Source organism: Flavobacterium sp. B183 (assembly GCF_023539155.1).
GTDB classification, from domain to species: Bacteria; Bacteroidota; Bacteroidia; order Flavobacteriales; family Flavobacteriaceae; genus Flavobacterium; species Flavobacterium tructae.
Map to the genome: position 1 here is coordinate 375,704 of NZ_CP097434.1, position 19,750 is coordinate 395,453.

General features: G+C 36.2%; 20 protein-coding genes. 4 read left to right on the plus strand and 16 right to left on the minus strand.

Annotated elements, in window-relative coordinates; all coding sequences use genetic code 11:
* Position 1 precedes the first annotated feature (1 nt).
* From rplX to rpsL, 16 genes are all read right to left on the minus strand, one after another.
* Positions 2 to 316: a 50S ribosomal protein L24 gene (rplX, locus tag M4I44_RS01780; RefSeq protein ID WP_007803650.1), complete on the minus strand. Its 315-nt coding sequence runs from the start codon at positions 314 to 316 to the stop codon at positions 2 to 4.
* Between the two features lie 11 nt (positions 317 to 327).
* Positions 328 to 696 carry a 50S ribosomal protein L14 gene (gene rplN / locus M4I44_RS01785; protein WP_007803649.1) on the minus strand — a complete coding sequence of 123 codons (369 nt, stop codon included), beginning with the start codon at positions 694 to 696 and terminating at the stop codon, positions 328 to 330.
* Between the two features lie 2 nt (positions 697 to 698).
* Positions 699 to 959 (minus strand): 30S ribosomal protein S17, encoded by a 261-nt coding sequence (gene rpsQ / locus M4I44_RS01790; protein WP_007803646.1) that lies wholly within the window; start codon positions 957 to 959, stop codon positions 699 to 701.
* 17 nt (positions 960 to 976) lie between these two features.
* On the minus strand, positions 977 to 1,168 hold the full coding sequence (gene rpmC, locus M4I44_RS01795) for a 50S ribosomal protein L29 (RefSeq protein WP_007803639.1): 192 nt from the start codon (positions 1,166 to 1,168) through the stop codon (positions 977 to 979).
* A 13-nt stretch (positions 1,169 to 1,181) separates the two neighbouring features.
* The gene (rplP, locus tag M4I44_RS01800; RefSeq protein ID WP_017495016.1) at positions 1,182 to 1,607 is read right to left on the minus strand and encodes a 50S ribosomal protein L16; all 426 of its coding nucleotides are present in this window, start codon (positions 1,605 to 1,607) and stop codon (positions 1,182 to 1,184) included.
* A gap of 19 nt (positions 1,608 to 1,626) precedes the next feature.
* On the minus strand, positions 1,627 to 2,388 hold the full coding sequence (rpsC, locus tag M4I44_RS01805; protein WP_007803635.1) for a 30S ribosomal protein S3: 762 nt from the start codon (positions 2,386 to 2,388) through the stop codon (positions 1,627 to 1,629).
* 5 nt (positions 2,389 to 2,393) lie between these two features.
* A complete protein-coding gene (gene rplV / locus M4I44_RS01810; RefSeq protein ID WP_007803631.1) occupies positions 2,394 to 2,807 on the minus strand; it encodes a 50S ribosomal protein L22 in 414 nt (137 codons plus the stop codon).
* A gap of 6 nt (positions 2,808 to 2,813) precedes the next feature.
* On the minus strand, positions 2,814 to 3,092 hold the full coding sequence (gene rpsS, locus M4I44_RS01815) for a 30S ribosomal protein S19 (RefSeq protein ID WP_008464288.1): 279 nt from the start codon (positions 3,090 to 3,092) through the stop codon (positions 2,814 to 2,816).
* Between the two features lie 6 nt (positions 3,093 to 3,098).
* Positions 3,099 to 3,923 (minus strand): 50S ribosomal protein L2, encoded by an 825-nt coding sequence (gene rplB / locus M4I44_RS01820; protein ID WP_017495017.1) that lies wholly within the window; start codon positions 3,921 to 3,923, stop codon positions 3,099 to 3,101.
* Between the two features lie 9 nt (positions 3,924 to 3,932).
* A complete protein-coding gene (gene rplW, locus M4I44_RS01825) occupies positions 3,933 to 4,223 on the minus strand; it encodes a 50S ribosomal protein L23 (RefSeq protein WP_017495018.1) in 291 nt (96 codons plus the stop codon).
* 7 nt (positions 4,224 to 4,230) lie between these two features.
* Positions 4,231 to 4,860 carry a 50S ribosomal protein L4 gene (rplD, locus tag M4I44_RS01830; RefSeq protein ID WP_017495019.1) on the minus strand — a complete coding sequence of 210 codons (630 nt, stop codon included), beginning with the start codon at positions 4,858 to 4,860 and terminating at the stop codon, positions 4,231 to 4,233.
* Complete coding sequence (gene rplC, locus M4I44_RS01835; RefSeq protein ID WP_017495020.1) at positions 4,860 to 5,477, minus strand: 50S ribosomal protein L3; 618 nt, start codon at positions 5,475 to 5,477, stop codon at positions 4,860 to 4,862. The genes rplD and rplC overlap by 1 nt, the downstream gene beginning before the upstream one ends.
* Positions 5,478 to 5,882: 405 nt before the next feature.
* The gene (gene rpsJ, locus M4I44_RS01840; protein ID WP_007803605.1) at positions 5,883 to 6,188 is read right to left on the minus strand and encodes a 30S ribosomal protein S10; all 306 of its coding nucleotides are present in this window, start codon (positions 6,186 to 6,188) and stop codon (positions 5,883 to 5,885) included.
* A gap of 11 nt (positions 6,189 to 6,199) precedes the next feature.
* Positions 6,200 to 8,356 (minus strand): elongation factor G, encoded by a 2,157-nt coding sequence (gene fusA / locus M4I44_RS01845; RefSeq protein ID WP_017495021.1) that lies wholly within the window; start codon positions 8,354 to 8,356, stop codon positions 6,200 to 6,202.
* 11 nt (positions 8,357 to 8,367) lie between these two features.
* Positions 8,368 to 8,844 (minus strand): 30S ribosomal protein S7, encoded by a 477-nt coding sequence (gene rpsG / locus M4I44_RS01850; RefSeq protein WP_017495022.1) that lies wholly within the window; start codon positions 8,842 to 8,844, stop codon positions 8,368 to 8,370.
* Between the two features lie 119 nt (positions 8,845 to 8,963).
* On the minus strand, positions 8,964 to 9,347 hold the full coding sequence (gene rpsL, locus M4I44_RS01855) for a 30S ribosomal protein S12 (RefSeq protein WP_007136570.1): 384 nt from the start codon (positions 9,345 to 9,347) through the stop codon (positions 8,964 to 8,966).
* A gap of 169 nt (positions 9,348 to 9,516) precedes the next feature.
* Here rpsL and M4I44_RS01860 point away from each other — a divergent pair, with 169 nt between their 5' ends.
* From M4I44_RS01860 to M4I44_RS01875, 4 genes are all read left to right on the plus strand, one after another.
* A complete protein-coding gene (locus tag M4I44_RS01860) occupies positions 9,517 to 11,232 on the plus strand; it encodes a hypothetical protein (protein WP_249966363.1) in 1,716 nt (571 codons plus the stop codon).
* A 275-nt stretch (positions 11,233 to 11,507) separates the two neighbouring features.
* Positions 11,508 to 14,720 (plus strand): SusC/RagA family TonB-linked outer membrane protein, encoded by a 3,213-nt coding sequence (locus M4I44_RS01865; protein WP_017495024.1) that lies wholly within the window; start codon positions 11,508 to 11,510, stop codon positions 14,718 to 14,720.
* A gap of 11 nt (positions 14,721 to 14,731) precedes the next feature.
* Entirely contained in the window at positions 14,732 to 16,234 is a 1,503-nt protein-coding gene (locus tag M4I44_RS01870; protein ID WP_249966364.1) for a SusD/RagB family nutrient-binding outer membrane lipoprotein, read from the plus strand.
* A 314-nt stretch (positions 16,235 to 16,548) separates the two neighbouring features.
* Positions 16,549 to 19,737, plus strand: a complete 3,189-nt coding sequence (locus M4I44_RS01875; RefSeq protein ID WP_017495026.1) for a SusC/RagA family TonB-linked outer membrane protein — start codon at positions 16,549 to 16,551, stop codon at positions 19,735 to 19,737.
* The last annotated feature ends 13 nt before the right edge of the window (positions 19,738 to 19,750 follow it).

Consider the following 19,750-nt stretch of genomic DNA (forward strand, 5'->3'; position numbering starts at 1 on the left):
ACTATAGTACTTGATTAGATTTTTTTGAAAATCTTACTTTCTTATCTCCTTCTACTCTAATACCAACTCTAGTTGTTTCCTTAGTTTTAGGATCAATTAGTGAAATGTTAGATATTTGTATAGAAGCTTCTTTCTTAACGATACCACCTTGAGGGTTTTTAGCACTTGGTTTTGTATGTTTTGAAACCATGTTTACACCTTCAACTATCGCTTTATTTTTCTCACGGTAAACACGTAATACTTTACCTTCAGCACCTTTATGGTCTCCAGCAATAACTCTTACGATATCTCCTGATTTTATTTTTAGCTTTATCATCTTAAAACGAATTAAAGCACTTCTGGTGCTAATGATACAATTTTCATGAATTGTTTTTCACGAAGTTCTCTTGCTACCGGACCAAAAACACGTGTTCCTCTCATTTCCCCTGCAGCGTTCAAAAGAACACATGCATTATCATCGAAACGGATATAAGAACCATCAGCTCTTCTCACTTCTTTTTTGGTACGTACAACAACTGCAGTTGAAACAGCTCCTTTTTTCACGTTTCCGTTTGGAGTTGCATCTTTAATAGATACTACAATCTTGTCACCAACAGAGGCATACCTTCTTTTGGTACCTCCTAAAACACGAATAGTTAAAACTTCTTTTGCTCCCGTGTTATCTGCTACTTTTAGTCTTGATTCCTGTTGTACCATAATTATTTAGCTCTTTCTAAGATTTCAACTAATCTCCAACATTTTGTTTTACTTAAAGGACGCGTTTCGCTAATTCTTACAGTATCTCCAATGTTACAGTCGTTTGTTTCGTCGTGTGCAACATATTTCTTAGTTTTCAACACGAACTTACCGTATAATGGGTGCTTTACTTTTCTTACTTCAGCAATAACAATAGACTTATCCATTTTATTTGAAGTAACAACACCTATTCTTTCTTTTCTTAAATTTCTTTTTTCTTCCATCTTTCAGCAGAATACAATTATTGTAACTCTCTTTTAGTTAACTCTGTAGCCAATCTTGCAACTGTTCTTCTTACACTTCTAATTTGAAGTGGGTTCTCAATTGGAGAAATAGCGTGAGCCATTTTTAGGTCAGCATATATTTTCTTAGTTTGACTAAGTTTTTCTTGCAACTCCGCTGCAGAAAGATCTTTTATTTCTGATTGTTTCATAATATAAATTTAATTATGCTTCGAAATCTCTAGCAACGACGAATTTAGTTTTTACTGGAAGTTTTTGAGCTGCAAGACGTAAAGCCTCTTTTGCAACTGACAATGGAACTCCTCCAACTTCAAACATAATTCTTCCTGGTTTAACAACAGCAGCCCAATACTCAACTGCTCCTTTACCTTTACCCATACGTACTTCAAGAGGTTTCTTAGTAATAGGCTTGTCTGGAAATATTTTAATCCATAATTGTCCTTCTCTCTTCATGTAACGAGTTGCAGCGATACGTGCAGCTTCGATTTGACGAGAAGTCAAGAACATTCCATCTTCATGTACAGATTTAATACCAAACATTCCATTAGAAAGTTCATGCCCTCTTTGAGAGTTACCTTTCATCTTACCTTTTTGTACCTTACGGTATTTTGTTCTTTTAGGCTGTAACATTTTTCTTTAGTTTAAAAATTTACTTTCTTTTACGAGCGTCTGGTTTTCCACCTTTATTAAAAGGCTTTCTGTCTCCTCTTGGAGAATCGCCACCTTTACCACCACCAGTTCCAGATTGTTTTTTATCCATTCCTGCAAGTGGAGAAAGATCTCTCTTTCCATAAACTTCACCTTTCATGATCCATACTTTGATACCCATTCTACCATAAGTAGTATGAGCTTCAGCCAAAGCATAATCAATATCAGCTCTGAAAGTTGATAGAGGAATTCTACCTTCTTTGAAACCTTCTGAACGCGCCATCTCAGCACCATTCAAACGACCAGAAATCAAAACTTTGATACCTTCAGCGTTCATACGCATAGAAGCAGCAATAGCCATTTTGATTGCACGTCTGTAAGAAATACGGCTTTCGATTTGACGAGCGATGCTTGTCGCCACAAGATAAGCATCTAACTCAGGTCTTTTAATTTCAAAGATGTTGATTTGAACCTCTTTGTCAGTAACTTTCTTAAGTTCTTCTTTCAACTTGTCTACCTCTTGTCCACCTTTTCCGATAATGATACCAGGTCTAGCAGTAGTGATAGTAACGGTTACAAGTTTCAAAGTTCTCTCGATGATTACTTTAGATACACTAGCTTTTGATAAACGAGCGTGGATATACTTTCTGATTTTGTGATCTTCGGCAAGTTTATCACCGTAGTCATTTCCACCATACCAGTTTGAGTCCCACCCTCTGATGATACCAAGTCTATTTCCAATTGGATTTGTCTTTTGTCCCATGCTGCTTAAGAATTGCTTTGTGTGTTATTGATAGCTCCAAGCACGATTGTAACGTGGTTAGAACGTTTTCTTATTCTGTGTGCACGACCTTGTGGAGCTGGACGAAGTCTTTTCAACATCATTCCACCATCTACTCTGATCTCTTTAACAAATAATCCAGCTTCTTCTAAATTACCTTCACTATTTTTTTGCTCCCAGTTGTTGATTGCAGATAATAATAGTTTCTCTAATTTTCTTGAAGCTTCTTTAGAACTGAATCTTAAGATGTTAAGTGCTCTTTCTACCTTCTGACCTCTTACCAAGTCCGCTACTAAGCGCATTTTTCTAGGTGAAGTAGGGCAGTTATTCAATTTTGCGAAAGCAATAGACTTATTAGCCTCTTTTCTCGCATCTGCTGTTTCTCTTTTACGAACTCCCATTGCTTCTTATTTTTTACCTTTATTTTTTGCTCCAGCATGACCTCTAAAAGATCTAGTTGGTGAAAACTCTCCTAATTTGTGACCTACCATGTTTTCTGTTACGTAAACTGGTACAAATTGACGACCGTTATGAACTGCGATAGTTTGTCCAACGAAATCCGGAGTAATCATTGAAGCTCTAGACCAAGTCTTTACAACTGCATTTTTACCACTTTCTACGTTTTCCTGAACTTTCTTGTCTAACTTATAATGAACGAAAGGTCCTTTTTTTAATGAACGTGCCATATCTTATTATTTCTTTCTACGTTCTACGATATACTTGTTACTCGGGTTTTTCTTAGAACGAGTTCTGTAACCTTTAGCTGGCAATCCGTTTCTTGAACGTGGGTGCCCTCCAGAAGAACGTCCTTCACCACCTCCCATAGGGTGATCAACTGGGTTCATCGCTACTGGTCTAGTTCTAGGTCTTCTTCCTAACCATCTTGTTCTACCTGCTTTTCCAGATACAACTAATTGGTGATCAGAATTAGAAACAGCTCCAATTGTAGCCGAACATGTTAACAAGATCAATCTTGTCTCTCCAGATGGCATTTTAATTGTAGCGTATTTTCCGTCTCTTGCCATTAACTGAGCAAAAGTTCCAGCTGAACGAGCAATAACTGCTCCTTGTCCTGGACGTAACTCAATACAAGATATAACAGTTCCAAGAGGAATTCTGCTTAAAGGCAATGTATTACCAATCTCTGGTTGAGATTCTGGACCAGAAACTAATTTCTGACCAACTTTCAATCCGTTTTGAGCGATAATATAAGTTTTCTCTCCATCAGCATAAGCTAATAAAGCGATAAATGCAGTACGATTTGGATCGTATTCGATTGATTTCACAGTAGCTGGAATTCCAACTTTAGTTCTTTTGAAATCAATAATACGATATCTCTGCTTGTGACCACCACCCGTATAACGCATGGTCATCTTTCCTTGACTATTTCTACCTCCAGAGTTTTTTATCGGCGCTATCAAAGAGCGTTCCGGCTTATCAGTTGTAATGGCGTCATAACCATTCACAACTCTAAATCGCTGACCTGGGGTAATAGGTTTTAATTTTCTTACTGACATTTTTCTATCTTAGATATTGTTGTAAAAATCAATTGTTTCTCCTTCTTGTACTTGTACAATTGCTTTTTTAATAGCATTTGTCTTTCCACTGATTAAACCACTTTTAGTGTATTTTGTAGTTCTGTCCGGTCTTACGTTCATCGTGTTAACTGAAACGATAGTTACTCCATAAGCAGCTTCAACAGCTTTCTTAATTTGAACTTTGTTTGCTTTTTTGTCAACAACGAATCCGAAGCGGTTTAAAACTTCACTTTCTTTGGTTACTTTTTCTGTTACTATAGGTCTAATTATGATGCTCATACTCCTATTATTTGCTTAAATTTTCTTCGATTAACTCCAAAGAACCTTCTAAAAGCACTAAATTGTTAGTGTTTAAAATAGCGTAAGTGCTTAATTCTGAGCTAGTTACGACATTAGAAGCCTTTAAATTGCGTGACGACAAATATACATTTTTATTCGTCTCTCCCAACACAAATAGAGATTTTTTATTTTCTAACCCTAAAGCTTTCAAAACGTTAATGAAATTTTTAGTGTTTGGCGCTTCAAAATTAAAGTCCTCAAGAACGATAATATTCGACTCTTTTGCTTTGATTGAGAAAGCTGATTTTCTTGCCAATCTTTTCAAGCCTTTATTCAATTTGAATGAATAACTTCTTGGTCTTGGTCCGAAAATTGTTCCACCACCTTTAAACAATGGATTTTTGATACTTCCCGCACGAGCTGTACCAGTTCCTTTTTGTTTTTTAATCTTACGTGTACTTCCTGTCACTTCAGCTCTTTCTTTAGCTTTGTGAGTCCCTTGTCTTTGATTAGCAAGATATTGCTTAACATCAAGGTATACAGCGTGATTGTTTGGTTCAATTGCGAATACTGAATCAGAAAGTTGAACTTTTCTTCCAGTATCTTTTCCGTTGAAATCTAATACTTTTACTTCCATTACTTCTGAATGATTACATAAGAGTTTTTATGTCCAGGAACACATCCTTTAATAACAAGTAGGTTCTTTTCAGCCACTACTTTTAAAACTCTAAGGTTTTGAACTTTTACATTGTCTCCTCCCATTCTTCCAGCCATACGCATTCCTTTGAATACTCTAGATGGATAAGAAGATGCTCCTACAGAACCTGGCGCTCTTAAACGGTTGTGTTGACCGTGAGTTGCTTGTCCAACACCACCAAATCCGTGACGTTTAACAACCCCTTGAAAACCTTTACCTTTAGATACACCTTGTACATCTACAAATTCTCCTTCAGAAAAAATAGAAACATCAATAAGATCTCCTAATTTTTGCTCAGTTGCAAAATCTTGAAATTCAACGACTTTTTTCTTAGCTACAGTTCCAGCTTTTTTAAAGTGCCCTAAAGCCGCTTTTGTGGAATGTTTCTCGTTTTTGTCATCGAAACCAAGTTGCAACGCTTCGTACCCGTCAACACCTTTGGTTCTGACTTGGGTAACAACACAAGGACCAGCTTCGATTACTGTACAAGGAATGTTTTTCCCGTTTTCGTCGAAAATACTAGTCATGCCGATTTTTTTACCAATTAACCCAGACATAAATATTAATTATTAATTACTAAAATTCCCTTCAATTTGAAAATAACAGAAATTTCCAAACAGGGAGTGCAAAAGTAGATATTAAAATTGAATATACCAAACAGTTAGAAAAATTAAATCGCTCATTATCAAAAACCAAGCATCAAAACAACTTCAAAAACAACCATATTTTTTTCCAATAATGAAATCATTTTTTACATTTTGAACACATTCACGCTTAACAATTAATTAATAAATTCACAACAAAAAACACCCGAATCCCCTTAAAACAAAGGCCTTTATGAAAATTTACAGAAAAATTAAAAATAAAAAAAACTCAAAATCACACCGTAAAAAAGCAATATTTTAAAACAAAAAAAAGCGAGACATTTCTGACTCGCTTTTTATATAAAAAATATAAAAAAATTATACTTTTATCTCTACTTCAACCCCACTTGGCAATTCAAGTTTCATTAAAGCATCAATAGTTTTAGATGAAGATGAATAAATATCAATCAATCTCTTGTATGACATTACTTCAAATTGCTCTCTCGCTTTTTTGTTAACGTGCGGAGAACGTAACACAGTGAAAAGTTTTTTGTGAGTTGGCAATGGAATTGGACCTGTTACAACTGCACCAGTAGTTTTTACTGTTTTCACGATCTTTTCAGCAGATTTATCTACCAACATGTGATCGTAAGACTTTAGTTTTATTCTGATTTTTTGACTCATTTTCTTAAGAATTAAGCGTTACCTTTTGCTTTTTTAATTACCGCTTCTGAAATATTAGAAGGCGTTTCTGCATAGTGAGAAAACTCCATTGTTGAAGTAGCTCTACCTGAAGACAATGTTCTTAATGTTGTAACATATCCAAACATTTCAGATAAAGGCACATCAGCTTTAATAGTTTTAGCCCCATTTCTGTCACCCATATCATTAACCTGACCTCTACGACGGTTCAAGTCACCTACGATATCACCCATGTTTTCTTCAGGAGTAATAACCTCGATTTTCATGATTGGCTCAAGAATAACAGCTCCGGCAGCACGTCCTGATTCTTTATAACCCATTCTTGCAGCTAACTCAAAAGATAATGCATCAGAATCCACAGGGTGGAAAGATCCATCAGTTAAAGTTACTTTCAAACTATCCACAGCATATCCTGCTAACGGACCAGTTTTCATAGCCTCTCTAAATCCTTTTTCAACAGCTGGAATATATTCTTTAGGAACGTTACCACCTTTTACAGCATTAATAAACTGTAATCCTACAGGAACTTTACCATCAACTTCATCAGCAGGCTCGATTGTAAATACGATATCACCGAATTTACCACGACCTCCAGATTGTTTCTTATAAGTTTCTCTATGCGTAGCTGATCTTGTGAAAGCTTCTTTGTATTCAACCTGAGGCTCACCTTGGTTTACTTCAACTTTGAATTCACGTTTCATACGATCTACTAAGATATCTAAGTGAAGCTCACCCATACCTGAGATAATCGTTTGACCTGAAGCCTCATCAGTTCTAACTGTAAACGTTGGATCTTCTTCAGCTAATTTAGCCAAAGCCATACCCATTTTATCTACGTCAGCTTTAGTTTTAGGTTCAATAGCAATACCAATTACCGGATCAGGGAATTTCATAGACTCCAAAATAATTGGATTCTTTTCATCACATAATGTATCTCCAGTTTTAATATCTTTAAATCCTACAGCAGCTCCAATATCTCCAGCCTCAATAAATTCGATTGGATTTTGTTTGTTAGCGTGCATTTGGTAAATACGAGAAATTCTCTCTTTGTTACCAGAACGAGTATTTAAAACATAAGAACCAGCATCTAAACGACCAGAATAAGCACGGAAGAAAGCTAAACGACCTACGAATGGGTCAGTAGCAATTTTAAATGCCAAAGCAGCAAACGGCTCTTTTACATCTGGCTTACGCAAGATTTTAGTTTGATCTTCTTCTAATAAATCAGCATCATCAGGGTGAATTCCCTCAATACCTTCTTTATCTAAAGGAGATGGTAAATATTTACAAACTGCATCTAACATGAATTGAACTCCTTTGTTTTTGAAAGAAGAACCAGCAAGCATAGGAATGATTGCCATATCAATTGTAGCAGCTCTTAAAGCATTGTTAATCTCATCTTCAGTAATAGAGTTCTCATCCTCCATGTACTTATCCAAAAGATTTTCATCGTAAGTAGCAATTTCTTCAATAAGAATAGAACGATATTGTCTAACCTCGTCAACCATGTCAGCTGGAATATCAACGATATCAAAAGTAGCTCCTTGAGTCTCATCATGCCATACAATAGCTTGATTTTTAACTAAGTCAACGATACCTTTAAAATCAGCCTCATCACCAATAGGCAAAGTAATTGCAACCGCATTCGATTTCAACATATCTTTAACCTGTCCGCATACTCCTAAAAAGTTAGCACCTTGACGGTCCATTTTATTTACGAATCCCATACGAGGAACTCTATATTGATCAGCAAGTCTCCAGTTAGTTTCAGATTGAGGCTCAACACCATCAACTGCACTAAACAAGAATACCAAACCATCCAATACACGCAAAGAACGATTTACCTCTACAGTAAAGTCAACGTGTCCAGGAGTATCAATAATATTAAAGTGGTAAGGCAATGATTCCGGAAGAACTTTACCTTGCTCTGTTGGAAAATTCCAAGTACAAGTTGTAGCAGCAGAAGTAATTGTAATACCTCTTTCCTGCTCTTGTGCCATCCAGTCCATTGTTGCAGCACCATCATGCACCTCACCAATTTTGTGTGACTTTCCAGTATAAAAAAGAATACGCTCAGTAGTTGTTGTTTTACCAGCATCAATATGAGCAGCAATTCCGATATTTCTTGTATATTTTAAATCTCTAGCCATTTCTTTACGAATTAAAATCTAAAGTGAGAGAATGCTTTGTTAGCTTCTGCCATTTTGTGAGTATCCATTCTTTTCTTAACCGCAGCACCTTCTTCTTTAGCAGCTGCTAAACATTCTGACGCTAAACGTTGTGCCATAGATTTTTCGTTTCTTCTTCTTGAATAAAGTATCAACCACTTCATTGCCATAGAAATTTTTCTGTCTGGACGAATCTGCATTGGAATTTGAAATGTAGCTCCACCTACTCTACGGCTACGTACTTCTACGTGAGGCATAACGTTTGTTAAAGCATCTTTCCAAATTTCTAATGAAGTTTTCTCATCATTTTGCTTTTTAGATTCAATGATATCAATTGCATCATAAAATACTTTGAAAGCTGTAGATTTCTTACCATCCCACATTAAGTTGTTCACGAAACGTGTTACCAATTGGTCATTAAACCTTGGATCTGGTAAAAGTGGTCTTTTCTTTGCCGCTCTTTTTCTCATGTCTTTTTTTTAAATAAAAAGTTATAGGTTATCCGTTAAATGTTATGTGTTACAGATTTCAAGCACATGCTTAAAACCCCAACCCTTAACTCCTAACCTCCAACTCTTAACGTTTTAAATTACTTTTTTGCTTCTTTTGGGCGTTTAGCACCGTACTTAGATCTTCTTTGCGTTCTTCCTGCAACTCCTGACGTGTCAAGCGCTCCACGAACGATATGATATCTAACACCTGGTAAATCTTTTACCCTTCCACCTCGCACTAATACTATCGAGTGCTCTTGTAAATTGTGTCCTTCTCCAGGGATGTAAGCATTCACTTCATTACCATTTGTCAAACGTACACGCGCAACTTTACGCATTGCAGAGTTTGGTTTTTTTGGTGTAGTAGTGTAAACACGCGTACAAACCCCTCTTCTTTGAGGACAAGAATCTAAAGCAACCGATTTACTCTTCTTAGTGATCTGAGTTCTTCCTGTTCTTACTAATTGTTGAATTGTTGGCATAATTAATACTAAAAATTTATTATGTATATTAAATTCCCGCTTTTTACGGGGTTGCAAATGTATAAAATATTTTTCACTATACAAACGTTAATTCATTAATTTTCAATAACATTATTTAAGCATATGATTTTACAAACAAACAATAGATATTTGTAATACTTTTAATTTAATGAAACAATTGCTTTTGAAATCGCTTTTACCTCTCCTGTTTTTTCTAATCGGCATCTCTTCTTGTGCTCAAAACCTTCATTTACAAATTAAAGGAGCAAATCAAATCGAAACACAAATTATTGATTCACTGAATTATTCAGGAAATCACACTAACATAAAATCTCTTTTCGAAGAAGTTAAAAATGTATCCGAAAAATTAACCAAACAAGGATATCTCGACCACGCTATACTTGAAACAAAAAAAACAAACGATAGTACTTTTATCTCAAAAATCGACTTAAAAAACAAAACAAAAGAAGTTCATATATATATAGGAGCGAATCACCGTTTTTTTGATGAAGCAAAAATCAAAAACGACACTTTAATTCTAGCATATGAAGAACTGGAAAATTATCTAAACCAAAAAACATTAGATGCTGAAAAAGCAGGTTTCGCCTTAAACAAACTAAAACTTGAAAACCTACAAAAAAAGAAATCCATAATTTACGCGGAGTTAAATTATAAATCCGAAAAAAAACGCGTCGTAAATTCCATTATTCTAACTCAGACTGACCCAACAAAAAGAGATTATTTCCCAAAAGGACATCTAAAACAACTTAAAAAGAAGTACTTAAATAAGACTTTTAATCAGGAAACCGTAAAACAATTATACAACGACATTAATGCATTTGAATTTACATCCCAAATCAAATATCCGGAGGTATTATTCACAACCGATTCTACAAAAATATACACCTATGTAGAAAAAAGACAAGCAAACACTTTTGACGGCTATATTGGTTTTTCTAATGACGAAAATAAAAAAACAACTCTAAATGGATATCTGGACTTATCATTATTAAACACTCTTCACGCAGGAGAACAATTTTCACTATACTGGAAAAGTGACGGAAATCAACAAAAGACCTTCAATACTAAAATTGAAATTCCTTACATATTTCAATCCTCACTAGGCATCAAAGCACAATTAAATATTTTCAAACAGGACAGTACTTTTCAAAACACCAAAACCGCAATTGACCTAGGTTATTTTTTAAACTACAATACAAGACTATACTTAGGCTATCAATCAACAGAATCTAGCGACATTCAAAACACAAACAACACCAGAATTAGCGACTACAAAAATTCATATATCACCTCTACCCTTGAATACAAAAAAACAGATTATCTTCAAAGTTTATTCCCAAAAAAAGCCTCCCTCAACCTTCTTTTAGGCTACGGAAAAAGAGACACCAACAACAGCCCTAAAACCGTCGAATCCAGCAAACAATTCTACACCAACCTTAACCTCTCTTATAATTTTGAGTTAAACAAGAAAAACTTCATCTACATAAATCCACAAATCCTTTATCTGAAAAGTCAAAATTACATTACCAACGAATTGTTTCGATTTGGAGGAACAAACTCTATAAGAGGTTTTGCAGAAAACAGTCTCCAGGGCAATTTCGCCTCTATACTACTTACCGAATACAGATACAAAGTCTCTAACAACCTGTATATCAATTCCATTATCGATTTTGCCATTTATCAGGATTTAACCAACACTCAAAATCTTAATAAATTACAAAAATTATCAGGAGTCGGAATCGGCACAACCATTCAGACAACGAGTGGTCTGCTCCGCATTAATCTCAGCAATGGCGGGGAAAATCTTCAGGAAATAAAATTATTTAACACAATCGTTAACATACACTACAATGTTAAATTTTAACGTTGTGAGAAAATTCACCAAAACAATATTCTTATTATTAACAAATTATTAAGGAATAAAAAATACCGAAAAATTCTAAATAATAACACCCATTATATCAGATTAATCTCAGCATTGACGGGCAAAACACCCAATTAACCCAATTATTTAACACAATGATTACAATATGTTACAATGTTAAATTTTTACATTGTGAGAAAATTCAACAACACAACGCTAGGATTATTAACAAATTATTATGAATATTGTAGGACTAATTCAAAATAATTACAAAAATGAAACCAAAGTTCAATGGATTTTTAGTACTACTTTTAGTACTATTCGCGCAACTAACCTTTGCGCAAGAAAGAGCCGTTTCGGGAACTGTTACCGATGATGCAGGTATGCCACTACCAGGGGTAAGCGTACAAATCAAAGGAACCAAAACAGGCACACAGACCGATTTTGATGGTAAGTATTCCATCAAAGCCACGTCAAGTCAAATTTTAGTATTTAGCTACATCGGCATGAAGACTCAGGAAATTGCCGCCAGCTCATCACAGGTAAACACAAAATTATCCGGAGATGCCCAGCAACTGGAAGGAGTTGTAGTAACCACAGCGATGGGTATTAAAAGAGAAAAAAAATCTTTAGGATATGCTTCTCAACAAATTTCAGGAAAAGATGTTAACGGAGGGGCAGGAAACACCAACGTTGCCAATTTATTATCAGGTAAAGCCGCGGGTGTAGAAGTTCAAAGAAACAACAACTTCGGAGGTTCTACTAACGTTGTAATTAGAGGTAATAAATCCCTTACCGGAAATAACCAGGCTCTTTGGGTTATTGACGGGGTGCCTATTGACAACTCCAACTCAAACGTTTCTTCGCAACAAGTTGGTGGAGGCGGTTACGATTACGGTAACAATGCCTCGGATATCAACCAGGAAGACATTGAAAGCATCAACATCCTAAAAGGAGCTGCTGCAACAGCATTATATGGATCCAGAGCTGCAAATGGAGTTGTAATGGTTACCACTAAAAAAGGAAAATCAGACAACAAAATCGGTTTTTCGTTCTCAAGCGGATTCACAAACGGAAGTGTTGACAAATCAACTTTTCCTAAATATCAAAACAGATATGGATCAGGATATGGTATTGGCTCCTCATTTTTAGGAACTGGTACACCAGATACTGTAGACACATCAAATGATGCCTCTGACGGAGATGCTTTTGACAACCAACCAGTTTACCAATGGGATGCTTTTACTCCTTTCTCGCCAAACTACGGAAAAGCCACTCCATGGACAGCTGCAAAAAATGGCCCTGTAACTTTCTTTAATAATGCTCATACATTCGTTAACAGCATTGCATTAGAAAAATCAACTGACAGATCAAGCTTATCATTGACTTATGTAAACACTAATCAAACTGGTATTCTTCCAAACAGTGAATTGAAAAAAAATCAGATTAGTGCAAGATTTAGTCAAAAAGTTACCGATAAACTTACCGCTAATGCTTATGCTGCCGTTACCCTACAAAGCACTGTAGGTAGAAACTCAACTGGTTATAACGATAACATTATGGGTAACTTCAGACAATGGTGGCAAACCAACACTGACGTTCAAGCGCAAAAAGATGTTTACTTTGCATCAGGTGGTCAAAATATAACCTGGAACTGGACTGATCCGACAGATCCTTCAGGTTTGAAACCAGCATATTGGGACAATCCTTATTTCACACGTTATCAAAATTATTCTTCTGATGACAGAACCCGTTTATTCAGCTACGCTTCCCTTAATTATGAGATCGCTCCATGGTTAAGTGCATTAGGAAGAGTCTCACTTGACACCTATAAGCAACTTCAGGAAGAAAGAAGAGCTGTCGGGTCAATTGCTTCAGGATTTGGTCTTTCTCCTGTTAACGAATCATCAGGATACCAAAGAAACGAAATCGACTTCCAGGAAATTAATTATGATTTCATGTTAAACTTCAACAAAAAAATTGGTGAAGACATTAGTTTAAATGGAGTAATTGGAACCAACATCAGAAGAAACAAAAGAGACAATGTACTTTCTTCAACTATTGGAGGTTTAGTTACCCCTGGAATATATGCTCTATCTAACTCACGTTTAGACTTACCATTCCCAAGAGAAGCCAAAATATCCTCAGGTGTTAATGGTATCTACGCTCAAGCATCTGTTGGCTATCTAGACACTTACTTTGTAGATGCCTCTATCAGAAGAGATGTTTCTTCTACATTACCTGACAATAACAACTCTTATGTTTATCCAGCGGTTTCAGGATCATTCCTTTTCTCAAACGTAGTAAAGGCTGACTGGTTAAATTTTGGAAAATTCAGAGTGAACTATGCTGAAGTAGGAAATGATGCAGATGCACTTCAACTAAACAACACTTACACAAGAGTTCCTAACTTTCAAGGACAACCTCTTTACACAAACTCCTTATTACTTCCATTCCGTAGCATTAACAAAAACCCAGACCTTAAACCGGAAAGAACAAAATCTTTCGAAGTTGGTCTAGAGACAAGTATATTAAACAGACGTTTAGGATTTGACATTACCTACTACAAAACAAATTCAGTTGACCAGATTGTTGCGGCAGCAGTATCTTCAGGATCCGGCTTTACGAACGCACTTGTTAACGGTGGAAACATCGAAAACAAAGGTTTTGAAATTCAGTTAAACGGAACTCCAATTAAAACAAAAGACTTTAGCTGGGAAATAATTGTAAACTGGTCAAACAATAGAAGTAAAGTTATCACATTACCAAATGGACTAGATAATCTTCAATTAGGTGCATTCCAAGGTGGTGTTACAGTTAACGCAGCTCCTGGTGAAGCTTATGGCGCCCTAAAAGGAACTGATTTCGTTTACACAAACGGACAGCCAACAATAGATCAAGCCACAGGTAAATACATGATCACTACATCTTCAAGCAACACAATCGGAAACATTACTCCGGATTGGATTGGTGGGGTTAGAAACAAATTTACTTATAAAAATTTGACTTTTGGATTCTTAATTGACACTCAAAAAGGAGGAGACATCTTCTCATTAGATATGTACTACGGGCTTGCATCCGGACTATACAGAGAAACAGCTGTAGGAGACATTAGAGAAAATGGTCTTTTAAATCCTGGAGTTGCTCCTAACGGAACTCCAAACACTGTAAAAACAAAAGGTGGATCAATCGCAAACAGCATGGGCTACCAAGCTGCACCAAACAAAGCTTTTATTTACGATGCCTCGTTTGTTAAGCTTAGAGAAGTATCTATCACTTACAACTTCCCTAAAAGCATGTTCGAAAATACATTCATAAACGCGGCATCAGCAAGTTTAGTTGGTTCGAACTTATGGATAATTCATAAAAACCTACCATACGCAGACCCAGAAAGTGGACTATCATCAGGAAACAGCTCAAGAGGCTATTCAGTTGGATCTCTTCCAACTACCAGAGATATTGGTTTTAACTTAACATTCAAATTTTAATACAGAACAAAATGAAAAAAATACTATATGCATTAGGAATCATGCTTCTCACAGTTTCATGTGACGACAGCAGCCTAACAGACTTAAATGTAGATGTAAAAAACCCTTCTGTAGTACCCCCTAGCACTTTATTTACAAATGCTGAAAAAAACTTAACAGAGCAACTTGTCAACACCAATGTAAACAGAAACATATTCAGATTAGTAAACCAACAATGGACTGAAACCACCTATCTGGATGAATCTAATTACAACTGGGTAACCCGTAAAATTTCAGACAATCACTGGGACAGGCTTTATGCAGGACCACTTGCTGATTTATCTCAAGCGAAGGGCTTTCTGGAAAAAGATGTAATCTCACCTGCAGATCCTGAATTTGCACAAAAAACTACAGTCAAAAAGAATCAATTGATCCTTATTGACATATTAATGGTTTATACGTACCAAATTTTAGTAGACACTTTTGGCGATGTTCCTTACTCAGAATCCCTAAAAGGATCCGGAGATTATTTACCTAAATATGATAAAGCCGTAGACATCTATAAAGACTTAATAGTACGTCTAAACAAAGACATCGCTGGATTAGACACCTCAAAACCGGCCTTTGGCTCTGCTGAAGTTATCTACAAAGACAACCTAACTGCCTGGATTAAGTTTGCCAATAGCATCAAACTAAAATTAGGAATCAACTTAAAATCATCTGGTCTTGAATCAGCAATTGCAGACGCAGCAATCATCTCTGGCGCAGCAGGCGGATTCACATCAAATGCTGATAACGCAAAACTTCCTTATATGTTAGATCTTCCAAACACTAACCCGCTTTATGTAGATATGGTATTCTCAGGAAGAAATGACTTTGTTGTAGCAAAACCATTTGTAGACAAACTGGTCGCACTAAATGACCCAAGAAAAACACCTTACTTCAGACCAACTTATAAAGACACAAATGCTGCAGGCGACTTAATTACTGTAACCGGTTATAGAGGTGGAATTGTTGGAATAAAAAACTCTCAATCAAGATACACTCATGCAAGTGACAAAATTAAAGCTCCGGACTTTAGCGGTACTTTATTAGATTATGCCGAAGTAGAATTCTTATTAGCAGAAGCTTCCGGAAGAGGAGTTGCTGTTGGAGGAACAATTGCTTCACATTACAATGCAGCAATTCTAGCTTCTATGGAAGACTGGGGCGTTTCATCAGCAGATGCAAATGCTTATCTTGCCCAACCAGCTGTAGCATATGCTACAGCCACAGGAACATGGCAACAAAAAGTAGGAGAACAAGCATGGTATGCATTGTTCAATAGAGGATTTGAAGGCTGGACATCAACAAGAAGACTAGACTTCCCAGTTTTGACAGCACCAGCAAGTGCAGACGCAGCTGCCGAAGGTAAGGTTCCATCCAGAATGGCATACCCTATTAGAGAACAAACATTAAATGCAACAAATTATAACGCTGCATCAACTTCGATTGGAGGAGATAAACTAAGCACAAAGATTTTTTGGGATAAATAGGAATCGCCAAAAAATAACATAATTTAACACAAAACCACCTCCTTCCGGGGTGGTTTTTTTGTTGAAAACGCAGAAAAAACTGAAATTCATCGTCCTTCCTATAAAATTTAACATTTAATTCAGCAGGCGCAAACTAAACTATCCATTGCTTTTTAAGTAAAAAAATAACAATTCATCATTTTTGAATGCATTTTAACGATAAAAAAATAACTCCCGTCAGCAAAAATGCCGTTTCACTGAAAAAAAAACTTTTTTGATTAGGTATATTAACTAATTATTAAGATTTTTGTCGGACTAATTCAAAATATTTAAAAATGAAACTAAAGTTCAATGGATTCCTAGTACTTTTCTTAGTACTAGTTGCGCAACTTACTTTCGCGCAAGAAAGAGCTGTTTCTGGAACAGTTTCTGACAATACAGGAATACCTTTACCAGGTGTTAGTGTATTAGTAAAAGGAACTAAGACAGCAACGCAAACAGATTTTGATGGAAAATACTCTATCAAAGCAGCACCAAATCAAGTATTAGTTTTTAGCTACATTGGGATGAAAGCTCAAGAAGTATCAGCTAGTTCTACCACTGTTAACACAAAATTAAAAGACGATTCAGTAGAATTGGAAAGCGTAGTAGTTACAGCTTTAGGTGTTAAGAAAAGTTCACGTGCACTTGGATATGCAACCCAGGAGGTAAAAGCTGCAGACATCACAAGAGCAAACAACAACAGTCTTGCCGGAGCTTTACAAGGTAAATTAGCGGGTGTATCTATTACTCCTTCTAGTGGTGCTCCTGGAGCTTCTTCTCAAATCATAATTCGTGGTGCCCGTTCTTTCACAGGAAACAACACACCTTTGTATGTTATTGATGGTATGCCTGTAGCATCTCAACCTGATTTCGGTACTGGAAACGGTGTAACAGGAGCCGATGTTGCTAACAGAGCAGTAGATATCGATCCAAACGAAATTGAATCTATCAACGTTCTTAAAGGACAAGCAGCATCTGCTTTATACGGATTAAGAGCTTCTAATGGTGTAATTTTAATTACTACAAAAAGTGGTAAAAACTTAGCACAAAGCGGGAAGCCTACTATTACTTTCAACACTTCTACAAGTTTTGAAACTATTTCAAAAAAACCAAGTACTCAAAATGAGTATGCACAAGGTATAAATGGAAAATTTGATCCAAACTCTTCAATGAACTGGGGTCCAAAAATCTCTGAATTACCAAATGATGCAACTTACGGAGGAAACGTTGCTAACGCATTAAACGGTGGAACTCTAAGACCAGGTCTTTACTATGTACCACAAAGAGCAAAAGCAGGATTAGACCCATGGGTTGCACCTCGTGCTTATGACAATATTGGTGATTTCTTCAAAACAGGATTCACAATCAACAATACTTTAAATATTGCTCAGTCAACTGAAAAAACAAATTACTCTTTTGGAGTAGGAAACTCTAAGCAAGACGGTATCATCCCTGAAACAGGAATGAGCAGATATACTGTAAAAGCCCTTGTAGATACAAAGTTAAACAACGAGTGGAAAACTGGTTTCTCTTTTAACTACGTTCAAACTAAAATCAACAAAAGTTCAGCTGCAAATGACGGTGCTATTGTTGGTGTATTTGGAGGTCCAAGAAGTTACGACTTAAAAGGAATTGGTTATGCTAATCCTTCAAACCCATACGATCAGATTTATTACAGACCAGGTGTTTTCAACAACCCTTACTGGGCTGCTAAAAACAATGAGTTCAGCGAAAAAACAAACCGTGTTTACGGTAACGCTTACATACAATACTCTCCAATTATCAGTGAAAACGGAAGTCAAAAACTTACTGTTAAATATCAAGCAGGTGTAGACTCTTGGACTACAAACTACAGAGATATTTTTGAATTTGGAAGCAAACTTGATCTTTCAGGACAAACTAGTAGCGCACACCTTTACGGTACAACTAATGATGTTATCAACTCTTTACTTACAGTAAACTACAACTTGAACATCACTAATGATTTTAACTTAAATGTTTTGGTTGGAAACGAGTACAATCACCAAAACACTAAAGAATATGATGATAATGGAACAGCTTTCAACTTTGGAGGTTTCCCAACTATCACTAACGCAAGAATCGTAACAGCTTCAGAATTCCGCAGACAAATTCGTACTGTTGGTCTCTTCGGTAATGCTGAGTTCTCATATAAAAATATGGTTTTCTTAAGTGGTACTATCCGTAAAGATGTTGCGTCTAATATGCCAAGAGGTAACAGAGATTTTGTTTACCCATCAGCTTCGTTAGGTTTTGTGGTAACTGAATTAGAAGGATTAAAAGGTGGTTCAGTTGTTTCTTATGCTAAGCTTAGAGGATCTATTGCTGAAGTAGGACAAGCAGGAAACTACGTTGGTAACTCTTTCACAACACCAAGTTACTCAGGTGGATTCTGGTCTGGAAATCCTGTACAATACCCATTAGGAGGAGTTAGCTCATTTATTCCTAGCAACGTACAATACGATCCAAACTTAAAACCACAAAATACAAAATCGTATGAACTTGGAGTTGACTTAAAATTCTTCAACAACAGAGTTGGAGTTGATTATACTTTCTCTAAGCAAAATTCAACAAATCAAATCTTCAATGTTCCATTATCAGGTTCTACAGGAGCAAATTCTCTTGTAACAAACGGAGGAAAAATGCGTAATGACGTACACGAATTAAGTTTATTCGTTAATCCGGTTCGTACTGCTGATTTCAACTGGACATTTAACGTAAACTATTCTCAAATTGATTCTTACGTAGAGGCATTAGCAAACGGTGTAGACAACATCTTCCTTGGAGGATTTACAACTCCACAGCTTAGAGCTAGCGTTGGAGATCGTTTCCCAGTTATCTACGGTACAGGATACTTAAGAGATGCTAACAACAACATCGTTGTAAACGCTCAAGGTCTTCCACAAGCTGACGGTAAATTAAAAGTATTAGGAGAAGTTGCACCTAAATTTACTTTAGGAGGTTCTACGCAATTCACATACAAAAGAGTATCTTTAGGAGCAGTTGTAGATTGGAAAAATGGTGGAAAAATGTACAGTGGATCTAACAACTTAATGAACTTTTACGGTGTAGATGCAAGAACAGCAGACAGAACTTCTCAGTTTGTTTACCCAGGTGTTAAAGCTGACGGAACTCCAAACGACATCGTTAGAGGTGGTGCTGCAGATCCAAACGGAGCTCAACAATTACAAGCAGCTTTAAATGGTATTGCAGAGTCTGCAGTATTTGATGCTAGTTTTGTAAAATTAAGAGAGGTTACTTTAGGATACCAATTCCCTAAATTATTAGACAACGCAGTAGACATTAAAGCTTCTGTTTTCGCAAGAAACATCTTGTTATGGTCTAAAATGCCAAACCTTGATCCAGAAGCAACACAAGGAAACAACAACTTTGCTGGTGGATTCGAACAATGGTCAATGCCACAAACTAAGAGCATTGGTTTTGGATTGAACTTTACATTTTAATTAAAAAAAATCA

Coding starts and splice junctions, on each gene's coding strand:
- rplX (WP_007803650.1), bottom strand. CDS start 316: ATGATAAAGCTAAAAATAAAATCAGGAGATATCGTAAGAGTTATTGCT.
- rplN (WP_007803649.1), bottom strand. CDS start 696: ATGGTACAACAGGAATCAAGACTAAAAGTAGCAGATAACACGGGAGCA.
- rpsQ (WP_007803646.1), bottom strand. CDS start 959: ATGGAAGAAAAAAGAAATTTAAGAAAAGAAAGAATAGGTGTTGTTACT.
- rpmC (WP_007803639.1), bottom strand. CDS start 1,168: ATGAAACAATCAGAAATAAAAGATCTTTCTGCAGCGGAGTTGCAAGAA.
- rplP (WP_017495016.1), bottom strand. CDS start 1,607: ATGTTACAGCCTAAAAGAACAAAATACCGTAAGGTACAAAAAGGTAAG.
- rpsC (WP_007803635.1), bottom strand. CDS start 2,388: ATGGGACAAAAGACAAATCCAATTGGAAATAGACTTGGTATCATCAGA.
- rplV (WP_007803631.1), bottom strand. CDS start 2,807: ATGGGAGTTCGTAAAAGAGAAACAGCAGATGCGAGAAAAGAGGCTAAT.
- rpsS (WP_008464288.1), bottom strand. CDS start 3,092: ATGGCACGTTCATTAAAAAAAGGACCTTTCGTTCATTATAAGTTAGAC.
- rplB (WP_017495017.1), bottom strand. CDS start 3,923: ATGTCAGTAAGAAAATTAAAACCTATTACCCCAGGTCAGCGATTTAGA.
- rplW (WP_017495018.1), bottom strand. CDS start 4,223: ATGAGCATCATAATTAGACCTATAGTAACAGAAAAAGTAACCAAAGAA.
- rplD (WP_017495019.1), bottom strand. CDS start 4,860: ATGGAAGTAAAAGTATTAGATTTCAACGGAAAAGATACTGGAAGAAAA.
- rplC (WP_017495020.1), bottom strand. CDS start 5,477: ATGTCTGGGTTAATTGGTAAAAAAATCGGCATGACTAGTATTTTCGAC.
- rpsJ (WP_007803605.1), bottom strand. CDS start 6,188: ATGAGTCAAAAAATCAGAATAAAACTAAAGTCTTACGATCACATGTTG.
- fusA (WP_017495021.1), bottom strand. CDS start 8,356: ATGGCTAGAGATTTAAAATATACAAGAAATATCGGAATTGCTGCTCAT.
- rpsG (WP_017495022.1), bottom strand. CDS start 8,844: ATGAGAAAAAGAGCGGCAAAGAAAAGACCACTTTTACCAGATCCAAGG.
- rpsL (WP_007136570.1), bottom strand. CDS start 9,347: ATGCCAACAATTCAACAATTAGTAAGAACAGGAAGAACTCAGATCACT.
- M4I44_RS01860 (WP_249966363.1), top strand. CDS start 9,517: ATGAAACAATTGCTTTTGAAATCGCTTTTACCTCTCCTGTTTTTTCTA.
- M4I44_RS01865 (WP_017495024.1), top strand. CDS start 11,508: ATGAAACCAAAGTTCAATGGATTTTTAGTACTACTTTTAGTACTATTC.
- M4I44_RS01870 (WP_249966364.1), top strand. CDS start 14,732: ATGAAAAAAATACTATATGCATTAGGAATCATGCTTCTCACAGTTTCA.
- M4I44_RS01875 (WP_017495026.1), top strand. CDS start 16,549: ATGAAACTAAAGTTCAATGGATTCCTAGTACTTTTCTTAGTACTAGTT.